Source organism: Fusibacter bizertensis (assembly GCF_029914245.1).
GTDB classification, from domain to species: domain Bacteria; phylum Bacillota; class Clostridia; order Peptostreptococcales; family Acidaminobacteraceae; genus Fusibacter_C; species Fusibacter_C bizertensis.
In genome coordinates, this window is record NZ_JARYZI010000019.1 from 17,332 (window position 1) to 27,743 (window position 10,412).

Consider the following 10,412-nt stretch of genomic DNA (forward strand, 5'->3'; position numbering starts at 1 on the left):
CGTGAGACATGAAGCAAAAAACACATACTTCTCCCCCACCACACTCCATATGGAACAATTACCAGTTCGCAAGCAGAATCTATCATGAGGGGATTGGAAAACGATACCATCTACACGATGTAATTGCAATATTATTAGGTGCTCTTTCTCCCTTTATTGCCATGGCCTTTCCAAGTTTTGCAGTAAGTTTGCTTCAAAGCGACACCCCTATAGAGTTCATTGTCGTCTTGATTATCGGCTATGTTCTATTAATGAAAGGCTTATCTGTTGCAAAAGCCTATATCGACAACATTCAGCTCATGAATTATTTTTTTGGTAGGATTAAAGCAGCAGATCCGATGCGGCAGCATCTATTAAATATGAACTTCGAAGCATTAGAAAGTAAAGAAGGTCAAGAGAAAGTTCGAGCAGCTGACGAATGCATCTACCATGGAAATGAGCGCGGTATAGAAGCTTTTCTCGTTCAATTTCCCAAAGTGGTGCTTAACACTTTAGGTTTTTCCTTGTACTCATTTATCGTTATAAAGATCAATATATGGCTTTTCGCTTTTATGTTTTTTACTGCCGTGGCATTCAGCGTGCTTAGTCTTATGCAAGGTGGTTATTGGAACAAGATTTATAAGCGATTTACAGGCCTTTATATGCGAAGAAAAAAAAGCTTTCAAGAGACTATGGCTGCTGAGGCGCGAGGCGATATAATTCTCTATCAAATGAAAGACTGGCTATGCCGTAAACTTTACGATATTGCAGATACCTATGAAAAGGTATTTCGGAAATACTATAAACTTGAGACTCAAACAAACTTACTCATATTATTTATAAATTTTTTGCGTGATGGCGTGGTCTATTATGTGCTAATTAGGCAAATGATTCTGGGGCAAATCAACGTTAGTAGTTTGCTCCTTATGATTGGTGTTGTCGCAGGATACGGCACTTGGATGCAACAACTACTTAATGCGCTGCAAGAAATTTCAGCGAATACACATACAGTGACGCAGTTTAGAGACTTTCTTGACTACGGTAACGAACCCGATAATGCTATAAAAGAAATACAACTCGATAAAGGTGTCCACGAAATTAAACTTGAAAATGTTAGCTACCGTTATTACGGTGCCACCGAAAATGTTATATCAGGCGTTACGCTTACCATAAAAGCGGGTGAAAAAGTGGCTCTTGTCGGTGCAAATGGTGCAGGTAAAACAACTTTGGTCAAATTGATTTGTGGGCTATATCAACCGACCGGTGGTAGAATAACTATCAACGGCATTGACACAACTAAGATAAGTCGCGAGCAATACTACAAAGCTTTTTCTGTTGTTTTCCAAGATTTAAAAGTCTATGCAGCAACAATTGCACAAAACGTATCCTGTACCTTGGTACCCAATAGAGACATTGTAAATGAAAGCTTGAGGAAAGCAGGTTTATGGGAAAAAATAGCTTCGCTTTCCAATGGGATAGATTCTGATTTGACGCATAACCTTTCAGAAAAAGGCGTTCTCCTTTCAGGTGGAGAGACACAAAAATTGATGCTTGCAAGAGCGATTTATCAAGACTCCCCCATTCTTATATTGGACGAACCGACAGCTGCACTAGATCCAATCGCTGAAAGTGAGATGTACGAGGCATATAGTGCATTTACTACTGGTAAAACCAGTTTATTTATATCACACCGTCTGAGTAGCACGCGCTTTTGTGATAAAGTGTGCTTCATGAAGGATGGCAAACTGTCAGAAATCGGAACCCATGACACCTTGCTTGAATTAAAAGGTGATTATGCCCAGATGTTTATGGTTCAGTCACAGTACTATAAAGAATCATTTGATTTAAAAAAGGAGGTGCTTAATGATGTTTAATAGATGGCATTCCTTTAAAAAAACACATGAAGCAGGATTCAGACTACTCAATGTAGTGAAACAAATTGATCGAGATTTAATTCCACTGAGTTTAATTGATGCCATCTTATCTACGGCAATGCCTTTTGTAACACTCGTCTTTAGCGCAAGAATTATCGACAAATTATTAGAGCGCGCCTTTACAGAGGCAGGATGGTTTGTAGTATGGATGCTATTAACGCTGCTCGTTATAGGGGGAATTAGTCTTTTTATTCAATATCGAACCAAATTGAGTCAAAAAGTTCTTCAAACAGGTCTTGAAATTCTCATTAGGAAAAAGGGAATGGAACTAGAATACGATATTATCAGTGATTCAGAAGCAATTAGAGCACTCCGAAACGCAGAGGAGGCTGCTAAATATAACGGTGGATTAGGGCACCTTGTTCACACTTATAACGAATTGCTGAAACAAGTTTTAAGCGCTACAACTGCCATTGTTTTCGCCGTCATATTTTGTTTAACACAGCCACAAACAGGTGGAACGATACTCAAAGGACTTGCTAACCCTTTTGTTGCAGCAGTTGCACTTCTGGCAGCTTGGATATTTGGTCTACAGCTGTCTAAAAATCAGTCCGTCAAAATCAAAGCATTAGACGATCAAATCGCAGAGAAGCATTATATCGTAGAAAATCAAATTGGTTATTGGATTAGTGATGTGCTTTATGATACTGAAAGTGGCAAAACGATTCGCGTCAATGGCATGGAAAAAATGATTGACATAAATATTGATAATTTTATGAATCAAGTGTTACCCCTTTATAAATCCATGGGAATTAGCAGTGGTAAACGTATTCTTTCTGAAGGGATTGAAAGTGGTCTCTTTTCCATAGTGAGCTACTTTTTCGTCTTAGTAAAGGTAGTAACTGACGCGGTAACTATAGGGGCATTTACTCAGTATGCTGGTGCTTTTTTGCAGTTTCATCAAGCCAGTTCTAAAATGGTATGGTCTGAAAGTGAAGTAAATCGAATTACAAAAAATTTAGTGCCTCTTGCTGATTATCTTGATCGCACTAATAAACGGTACACAGGTACACTACCGATTGAAAAGCGTACCGACAACGTCTACGAAATTGAATTTCATGATGTTAGCTTCAGATATCCAGGTAGCACAACAGATACCTTGCATCATATCAATGCAAAAATCACACTAAAAAACAAACTCGCTGTAGTAGGGAGAAACGGGGCAGGTAAAACCACCTTTATAAAACTACTTTGTCGACTCTATGATCCTACTGAAGGTGTCATCACATTAAATGGAATCGATATTCGCAAATATAAATACGATGAATACCTTTCACTATTTAGTGTTGTATTTCAAGATTTTTATCTATTTTCAGCTTCAATTGCAGAGAATATTGCTATATCTAAAAATTTTGATGGCGATAAAGTGACTAAATGCCTTAAAAAAGCAGGTGCCTTCTCTTTTGTATCTGGACTTGAAAAAGGCTATGATACAGATATTGAAAATGGAACTAATGAAGCGATTGATCTTAGTGGTGGACAAGGTCAAAAAATATCACTTGCTAGAGCTCTTTATAAGGAAGCACCCTTTGTGATTCTCGACGAACCCACAGCTGCACTTGATCCAATAAGTGAAGCGGAAATTTACAAGCGATTTGATGAAATGGTTGAAGATAAGACTAGCGTCTATATCTCACACCGTATGAGCAGTTGTCGGTTTTGTCACGATATTCTCGTCTTTGAAAATGGTGCGATAACCGAACGTGGCGCACACGATATTCTACTTAAACATAAAGGTGTCTACGCAGCACTTTGGAATGCTCAGGCACAGTATTATGCGTAGTCTTCTTTAGGAATGCGACTACTAGAACATGATCACCTATGAATTAGAATTTAGGATTATAATATAATGTAAATATTGACAGATACTAATTAAGGTGCTAACATTACATCAATATTTAAAAGCAATGAAGAGAAATAGTAGATATTTTTTACTGTTCAGAGAGAAGATGGGTGGTGTGAATCTTCACAGTGAATTTATCGAAGCAGTCTCAGAGCTGTGGGCCTGAAACAATAGTAGGGTTCAACGGAAGTCCACCGTTATCTTAGGAAGATGTATCGGTTTTTACCCGTACATATAAAGTGCAGAGTTTCTCTGAAATTAGGTGGTACCACGGATGTTTATTCGCCCTAAGCTATTATTAGCTTAGGGGTTTTTTTATTCACAAATCCCTTGTGATAGAATCTGAGGGCTCGATGCCTGAAGTTTTTTTATAATACTATTTTTAAGAAAGGAAAAGACGATGACAGCAAATGAATTAAGAAATGTTTATCTATCATACTACAAAGAAAGGAGACATGAAAATTTAGCCGCGTCATCTCTTGTACCTAAAGATGACTCAAGCGTACTCTATACTACAGCAGGGATGCAACAACTAATTCCCTACTTTTTAGGAAGAAAGCACCCACAAGGTAACAGGCTTGTTAATATTCAGCGTTGTCTCAGAACGGGTGATATTGAAGAAGTTGGTGATGATTATCATTTGACAGTATTTGAAATGCTTGGAAATTGGTCGCTAGGCGATTATTTCAAAGAAGAAGCTATTCGTATGAGTTTTATATTTTTAACTGAAGTATTAGGCATTCCTAAAGAAAGGTTGGCTGTAACCGTTCACAAAGGAAATGAAACAGTACCTGTAGATATGGATACAGTAAATACCTGGTATAAGATGGGACTTGATGAAAAACAAATCTTTTATTATGGTGACGAAGAAAACTGGTGGGGACCTGCAGGTGAAACGGGTCCTTGTGGACCGGATTCAGAAATGTTTTATGTAAATAATGTACCCCCTTGTAGCGAAAACTGTGGTCCTGCATGTAATTGTGGAAAATATGTTGAACTTGGAAACAATGTTTTTATGACCTATCACAAAGGCATAGATGGCGCATTAACAGAATTAAAACATAAGAATATTGATGTGGGTTTTGGATTAGAACGCCTACTGATCTTAGCAAATGGACTAAGCAATGTTTATGAAACTGATTTATTTCTACCACTTATAAGTTCGCTTGAAAGTATAACTGGGCAAAAATATGACGATACAACAGAAAAAAGTTTTAGAATTATTGTAGAACATATAAGGGCAGCGGTATTTATACTATCTGATCCAGCAAATATTGTACCGTCAAATTCAGATCAAGGTTATATTCTTAGACGATTGATTCGGAGAATGATCAGGAAGATATTACAGCTAGGCGTGACCGTTAACATTTTACCCGAACTCGCAAGGGTTGTAAATGAATGCTATAAACAAGATTATCCGAAAGTGTATGAAAGAGAACCGTTCATAATAGATGAACTAAATAAAGAATATAGCAAATTCGATAAAACATTGAGTAGTGGACTGAAAATGGCTGATCAATTTCTAAACAAACTTGAATCACAAGGGGAACTTAGTGGTGAATATGCTTTTAAATTGTATGATACTTTTGGTTTTCCACTTGAGCTAACAATTGAACTTGCAAAGGAGAAAAATAAATGTGTCGATATAAATGGATTCAACAAATACTTTAAGGAACATCAAGAAAAATCTAGGAATGGTGCCGTAGGTAAATTTAAAGGGGGATTATCTGATAATAGTCTTAACAGTACTAGACTGCACACAGCAACTCACTTATTAAATGCTGGGCTTCGTCATGTTCTTGGTGAATCCGTTTACCAAAGAGGCAGTCATATAAACTCTGAAAGGTTAAGATTTGATTTTTCTTTTGATAGAAAATTGACAAACGAAGAACTCGATAGCGTTGAAGCATTTGTAAATGAAGCAATCTCAAAATGCATTGCTGTTGAAATGTCCCAAATGGATGCCTATGAAGCTAAATCCAGTGGCGCAATAGGTGTTTTTGATGCTAAGTACGATCATCAAGTTAAGGTCTACACGATTAAAGGTTACTCTATGGAAATATGCGGAGGTCCTCATGCAAATAACACTTCAGAATTAGCGCATTTTAAGATTTTGAAGGAACAAAGTTCTTCAGCAGGTGTTAGGAGAATAAAAGCTGTTATTGGCGGCTTGGTGGAAGTATAACTGGTCAAATAAATACCGCATAAAAGTCTTATTTAAAAGACTTATATGCGGTATCCTCTTGTTTATTCTCGTTCTGCCTTAACTGTAGCGAACATACACTAAAATCCCTTCAATAGTTCCTTAAGCTTCTCCATCTCTTCTTTAGAAATCGTCACACCCTTGCCCATCTTATCATGGTCAGGCGACCATTCTCTGATATCGTACTTTGCTTCTCTATCGTTCCATGAGATTAGATTCAGTTCTTTGGACCATCCCTTGTTATTTTCAGATAAAACGCCAATCGTTTCTATAATTTCATACTTAATTTCTGCCATATTCGTTGTCTCCTTTATCGTTTAGTATCATTACTATACCACATTATTCATTGAATTTGCTTCTGTTTCAAGCCAATCCTCAAAGGCATAGACACCTTCTTGTCTTTTTGATTCTACAAAATAATAGTCTTTGATTATCATCGGTTTGCCTTCCTTTGCAATTATAAAGAACGATTCCGTGCAAAAGATTTCGAATACCTCATTTAAACCTAGTTTTTTCAAACGACTGTACCCTAAACTGCTACAGTACTTCCTTGGGTGTGCAGTAAATCGAAACATTGCTGATGAAAATCCGACGCCACCCCTTACCCTTAAATCTTGGTTATAGTTTTCATACATATTCGTTCCTCCTTCATTTTATTTTCGTATCAAGAAATTACGGCAATAAAAAAAGCCCTTGAAGGAGCTATCATTATCCCCTCATCGTTGTTAGCATTACCACCTTGCATATTGCAGGTTGGTGTGCGGTCACTGAGCTAACTCTCTACCGGCACTCTTGATAAGAAATATTTAATTTACTTCATTATTATATCAATATCACTATGTATTTGCAATTGTGACTTTAAAAAAAATGCGCAAAACTTAATTTGCGCATTCATCTTTATAATTTTACTCTTACTATGATTTTCTCTATTTTACCATCGCGGTTAAAGATACTTTGACTGATTTCTTTATTGAGCTTCATTATGTTTTCAAAAGTATATTTATCTCCATTATTATAGCAAATCGTTATTGCCTGATAATTATTTTGTTCATAGATAATCGGAACTGAACATATCGTAAATCCTAGTTGTTTTTCTTCCAGTGTGATCATGCCAGATGGTAAGTCCCACTTGGTTTTTTGATCTAACATCTCATCCTTAGCTAACAAACGAGGGTTAAAACAGATTTCTCCGCCAGTGATGTTTACACCTAGCTCACCAAATCTAGAGATAATATCTTCTTTTACTTGTCCTGTCATCCCAGGTTGCTGAACGCCAGCAAAGCCTGGTGTATGAGAATATGCATCTGTTGGAAAAGCACCATAATCAACTGGTGATTTTTCGACACCAATCCCCGCTTTCAGCTCATGGAAGTAAGCTGCTAACTTTTCAACATCTTCACTTTGAGCATCCTGTAAATTTGCTATATGGAAGTTTTCTTCTGCAGCAAGTACAAGCTTGGAAACCATATGCCAGTAAATACAACCTAAACCCTCATACTTATAAAAAGTACCAGAACGTCCTGTAAAGGAATGGTGATTAAATAATTCAGCGAAGATCTCACCCACCACTAAGACATCTTTTTCAGGATACTCCTTAGTTTTAAGAATTGCCTCCATGATTTCATTACCGTTTCTAAATTCACCATTAAAATGATACCTGCCCCTTACATCCTTTTCTATAAACCTAGTGAACCCTTTCTCAAGTTCAGCTTTAAGGATATCCGATGATAAAACCATCTCCGTTGGAATAATATTTTTATCCATGAATTTTGAAAGTTCACGAACCGGATAAAGCATAAAGCTGTTCTGGTCTTCGCGATAAATAGCACTTTCTCTTAAAGCTTTTAAGACACTTAACGCTTCTTTTGAATCAAGCGCTTTTGAACTTAGTACCGCAACTTGTCCTTCCAGCATCTCATATAAATAAGAAATACTGCACGTGTTTTTACCAAACTTCGCTAAGTTGTAAGCGTGGTATAAACCATCTTCTCGCTTATTTGCATCAATTGTATCTTTTAAGTGAGATTGTGCAATTTTAGTAAATGCTTTTAATGCATCTATTGAAAGACCTTCTTTTTCGCCTGAAAATCCTTCAGTATAAATAGCTTGACGATAAGTTTCACCAATTCTACCTAATTTTGATACAATGTCAAAACGCATTTCGTCACTTAAGGCTGCACCCAAATACTTCAAGCTCTCACTGAACACCTTGAAAATACCATTGAACATTGCGCTAACTTCAACAGATACCATTACGTCATCTTCTATATTTTCTAGCAAATCACTTACAAAGTCTAGATATCTATAGAGGTAATATAGCGTAACCATAGAGATCCCATTACCTACAAGTGCATTGTTTGCATCATTCCACTCTGGTCGCTGTGTATTCATCCATATACCACCTTTTGGGATGAAATTTGACAGCTTAGAAAGTAATACCACTAAAAGCTTTTCCATCAAATTAACATGATAGAGTTCATCTTTTACAAATACAAGTTTTCCATCAGAACCAATTTTAGCAACTCTTTTATCAATCAGTTCAGCACATGCATCATCAAAAATAATTGTATTTTTAGGATCTTTTAAAAGGTCATCTAAGCCTTTAATTTTATAAGGCACATTTGCATACACAAAGATTTCTTTGTTGAGTAGCGATTTAAGTTCATCCGGTCTATATTTTTTTGATAACTCCATTAATTTTAACAGATATATAACTTGATGATCGCCCCAGTATCCGATGTTTGACCATGGGTCTGCTGAATCTAATTCTTCCCAATCAACACCTTCTTTGGTGATGCGATATGGGTTATAGCCATCTGCAGTAGATGCATTTACAAATTTTGAGATGATGCTTTCGATGTAACCTGGATATGAAAGTGATAAAGCTTCCCAGTTTTGGAAGATGTCTCTCCAATTTCCTTCAAAATTTAGGTTCTTCTCTCCATTTTCCTTAGTAACTTCGATATTAAATTTGTTCCAAGGTCTACTTGGATCGCCATGGCGTCTTGAATAAGTCAACGGAAGGTATTCACGAACCAGTCTTTCCAAATCAGAATCTTTCTGCATTTCAACAAGTCTAAGCAATTCAAAATAATTTATCACTTCAGGAAGTGCATTTAGATACTCAAAATGCTTAACGTAAGCTTCTTTATTCCAATTGTTGATAAACTGCTTTAAGTCTCTCGTTTCAATATCATACCCAGCAGCATAGATCCCTCCGCGCATGATATTATAAAGTGTATTTGAAAAATGGCGATAAATTGTATTGGCATTTCCAGTCATTTGAAAACCATCAGCTTCAAAAACTAACCTTTTGAGATTCTCATCACCCTTTAACACATCTTTTTCTAGGTTTATGAGGATCGCATCATCGTCAATCTCTTTCATGAGCGACTCGATTTTAGCAGCTGTTTGGTTAAGTTCTGATACAATCACCCATTCTTTTGCTGCGCGTTCACCAAGCTCGATAGTGCTCGATATATAGAAAGCGCCTCTTCTACCTTTTACATCAAATTCAGTATCAATCATTTTGTTTTTTTCAAAAGCTGAAACCTGCTGTTCTGAAAGCAAATAAGTAGGTTGCTCTAACCCCTTTGACCAAACTGTCGTTGCTTTCAAAGCTTCACTTGGTTCAGCTTTATCAGATATAATCGAACTTAAAGTGAAGATCCCCATTCCATAGTCAGCATTTAGTTCGCAACGTTTATAGCCATCTACAAGCGTACTTCTAGTTGCTTGACTTAAAGTATCGACACCATACGGTAGTATATTTCGAATTCCATCTAACAGTTTGATCGCTACTGTTTTCTTAGAATCGTTCATTAGTTCAGATGCTTTTATAAAACCATATTTATCGCTAGTTTTCCATGTATATCTAAATGTTAAATTCAAATCTTGGTTTATTTCTTCAAACATGATCTTGTTGCCAATCGTGTTTTTATAAAGATTTCTTTTGATCTTATAGACATTTGAGTTGTGCTTTGAAAATGGTTGCCACAAGTAATTTTTGTTACCATCATTAACAATCAAAACTGTATGCGATCCTGTCGTTTCATTACTGTCATGAATCTTATCATCAGTATAGTATGGAAACAATGCAGTTTCAGGTGTTTTACGTCCTGCTGTTAACCCGCCTGTACTAGATACAAATAACCAGAAATCCACATCACTGACAATTGTCATGAAAAAAGGAGACATTTCATTAAAATTTTCTATTTTAAAGAACGTATCATTGTTAATTTTGATTGTTTCAAACGAAACCTCAGTTTCATCTGAGGATAAAAGCGTGTTACCAAGATATAAATTGGTATCTTTCATAATTAATCCTCTCCAGACATTGTTAATATTTCTTACGATACTTTTGTAGCTGGGTATTTAATAAAAGGTGCTGTTGCAAAATAGCCCCAAAGTAAAAAATGGACTCCAGCAAAATCAATTTTGATTTTGTTGGGTC

6 protein-coding genes, 1 riboswitch and 1 other annotated feature are annotated in these 10,412 nt (G+C 36.4%); of the genes, 3 read left to right on the forward strand and 3 right to left on the reverse strand.

Going from position 1 to position 10,412, the window contains the following annotated elements; all coding sequences use genetic code 11:
- The first annotated feature begins 8 nt into the window (after positions 1–8).
- The 3 genes from QE109_RS17125 (at position 9) to QE109_RS17135 (ending at position 5,941) form a co-directional block, all read left to right on the forward strand.
- The gene (locus tag QE109_RS17125) at positions 9–1,853 is read left to right on the forward strand and encodes an ABC transporter ATP-binding protein (RefSeq protein WP_281095768.1); all 1,845 of its coding nucleotides are present in this window, start codon (positions 9–11) and stop codon (positions 1,851–1,853) included.
- Positions 1,843–3,696 carry an ABC transporter ATP-binding protein gene (locus QE109_RS17130; protein ID WP_281095769.1) on the forward strand — a complete coding sequence of 618 codons (1,854 nt, stop codon included), beginning with the start codon at positions 1,843–1,845 and terminating at the stop codon, positions 3,694–3,696. The genes QE109_RS17125 and QE109_RS17130 overlap by 11 nt, the downstream gene beginning before the upstream one ends.
- A gap of 115 nt (positions 3,697–3,811) precedes the next feature.
- Positions 3,812–4,049, forward strand: a binding site (T-box leader).
- A gap of 107 nt (positions 4,050–4,156) precedes the next feature.
- On the forward strand, positions 4,157–5,941 hold the full coding sequence (locus QE109_RS17135) for an alanine--tRNA ligase (protein ID WP_281095770.1): 1,785 nt from the start codon (positions 4,157–4,159) through the stop codon (positions 5,939–5,941).
- 98 nt (positions 5,942–6,039) lie between these two features.
- On the opposite strand, the gene QE109_RS17140 is transcribed toward QE109_RS17135, so the two are convergent.
- The 3 genes from QE109_RS17140 to QE109_RS17150 form a co-directional block, all read right to left on the reverse strand.
- Entirely contained in the window at positions 6,040–6,255 is a 216-nt protein-coding gene (locus QE109_RS17140; protein ID WP_281095771.1) for a YdbC family protein, read from the reverse strand.
- A gap of 33 nt (positions 6,256–6,288) precedes the next feature.
- Entirely contained in the window at positions 6,289–6,594 is a 306-nt protein-coding gene (locus QE109_RS17145; RefSeq protein WP_281095772.1) for a hypothetical protein, read from the reverse strand.
- A gap of 78 nt (positions 6,595–6,672) precedes the next feature.
- Positions 6,673–6,761: riboswitch (SAM riboswitch) on the reverse strand.
- Between the two features lie 95 nt (positions 6,762–6,856).
- A complete protein-coding gene (locus QE109_RS17150; RefSeq protein ID WP_281095773.1) occupies positions 6,857–10,276 on the reverse strand; it encodes a hypothetical protein in 3,420 nt (1,139 codons plus the stop codon).
- Positions 10,277–10,412: the final 136 nt, after the last annotated feature.

Bases quoted from the DNA above. Each gene is read 5' to 3' on its own strand.
- QE109_RS17125 (WP_281095768.1), top strand. From the start codon at position 9: ATGAAGCAAAAAACACATACTTCTCCCCCACCACACTCCATATGGAAC.
- QE109_RS17130 (WP_281095769.1), top strand. From the start codon at position 1,843: ATGATGTTTAATAGATGGCATTCCTTTAAAAAAACACATGAAGCAGGA.
- QE109_RS17135 (WP_281095770.1), top strand. From the start codon at position 4,157: ATGACAGCAAATGAATTAAGAAATGTTTATCTATCATACTACAAAGAA.
- QE109_RS17140 (WP_281095771.1), bottom strand. From the start codon at position 6,255: ATGGCAGAAATTAAGTATGAAATTATAGAAACGATTGGCGTTTTATCT.
- QE109_RS17145 (WP_281095772.1), bottom strand. From the start codon at position 6,594: ATGTATGAAAACTATAACCAAGATTTAAGGGTAAGGGGTGGCGTCGGA.
- QE109_RS17150 (WP_281095773.1), bottom strand. From the start codon at position 10,276: ATGAAAGATACCAATTTATATCTTGGTAACACGCTTTTATCCTCAGAT.